This window comes from Microbacterium umsixpiens (genome assembly GCF_053543675.1).
This window is the reverse complement of record NZ_JBLVOH010000147.1, coordinates 24,200-25,914: the sequence shown is the minus strand read 5'-3', so window position 1 is coordinate 25,914 and position 1,715 is coordinate 24,200. Positions and strand designations below refer to the sequence as shown.

Sequence of the window (1,715 nt, the reverse complement as noted above, 5' to 3'; positions counted from 1 at the left end):
CACGGCCGCCTCGTCACGCTCGCGCATCGAAATGCGAATCCGGTGCGCCCGGTCATCGCGCGCCCGCGCCCCGAGCCCGCTCCCGTCGCCGAGTCGACCGTTTCCCCCAGCAGCACCGAGCCCGAGGTCACCGTCGATGCGTCAGGGCTGCCCCCGGTGACCGGCCTCGACATCGAGACGACCGGGCGACAGGCGACTGACGAGATCGCCCGACTCGATCTCGCGGAGCAGGTGCCTCTCACGGCGCATGCCTCCGGCGGTGGCGTCGGGACCGACCAGGACGCCTCCGACGAGGACTATGTGCCCGCCTACTCCCGTCGGTCCCGCGGACAGGCGCCCGAGATCGTCTCGGACACCGGAAGCATCGAGTCGCTGCTCGAGACCGCAGCGACCTACGAGACCGGCGATGTCCTGGCCGAAGCGGAGCCCCGCATCGTCGAGGGCTTCGCCGACGCCGACGCTGATCTCGACGCGACGAATCCTCGCGAGGCGGCTCCCGCCGCGCAGCCGTTCTGGATCCTCGCCGCCTCCGAACGGGATGTGCATGACGAGCGAGGAGAACCGCTGTTCCGCATCGGGCCGAGTGCCTGGGCCCTCGTGATCGAGGACCGTGGAGGTGCGTACGTCGTCCGACATGACGACGGACGGATCGGCTACCTCCACGACATCTCCGACATCTCGAAGGGCTGAAATGCGCACGATCGATCTGCGGGGGCGCGAGCTCTCGCCCGCTGACATGCTCGCGGCCGTGCCGCGCGCCACGCAGGCTCGGGCGGAGGCGCTCGACACCGCCGCCCGGATCGTCGAGGACGTGCGCGTTCGCGGTGAGGCCGCTCTCCGTGAGCAGGCGGAGCAGTTCGACCGGGTGACGGGCCACGAGGTGCGGGTTCCCGCCGCGCACATCGCCGACGCCCTCGCATCCATCGAGCCCCCCGTCCGCGCTGCGCTCGAAGAGGCGATCGTGCGCGTGCGCCGTGGGTCCGAGGCCCAGGTGCCGGCGCCTCAGACCACCGAGATCGGCCCTGGGGCGCGCATTCTGCAGCGGTGGCAGCCCGTGCACCGCGTGGGCGTCTACATTCCCGGCGGCAAGGCGGTCTACCCGTCGAGCGTGATCATGAACGTGGTTCCCGCGCAGGTGGCGGGCGTCGAGCAGATCGCTCTGGCGTCTCCACCGCAGGCCGATCAGGGCGGTCGGATCCATCCGACGATCCTTGCGGCCGCCGCCCTGTTGGGCGTCACCGAGGTCTACGCCATGGGGGGAGCCGGCGCGATCGGCGCCTTCGCGCATGGCGTTCCGTCGCTCGGCCTCGACCCCGTCGACGTGGTCTCCGGCCCGGGGAACAACTATGTCGCGTCTGCGAAGCGGGCCGTCGCCGGCGTCGTCGGGACGGATTCCGAGGCCGGTGCGACCGAGATCCTCGTCGTGGCCGATGCCGATGCCGATGCGAGACTCATCGCTGCGGATCTGGTCAGCCAGGCGGAGCACGATGAACAGGCTTCCGCCGTCCTGGTGACGGATGCTGCCGGGCTCGCGGATCAGGTCGCCGTCGAGGTCGAGCGGATGGCGGCGGTCACACGCCACAGCGAGCGTGTCGGGGCGGCTCTGAGCGGTCCGCAATCCGCGATCGTCCTCGTCGACGACCGTGCCATGGCGACGGCTTTCAGCAACGCCTACGCTCCGGAGCACCTCGAGCTGCACCTCGCCGACGCCGCCG

The 1,715-nt window shown here is 71.0% G+C and carries 2 pseudogenes; both read left to right on the top strand.

The features are described from left to right. Nucleotides 1-690, top strand: a pseudogene (locus ACNPM4_RS14555) (hypothetical protein); the annotation flags it as partial. 1 nt (nucleotide 691) lies between these two features. Then, nucleotides 692-1,715 (top strand): annotated as a pseudogene (gene hisD, locus ACNPM4_RS14550) (histidinol dehydrogenase); the annotation flags it as partial.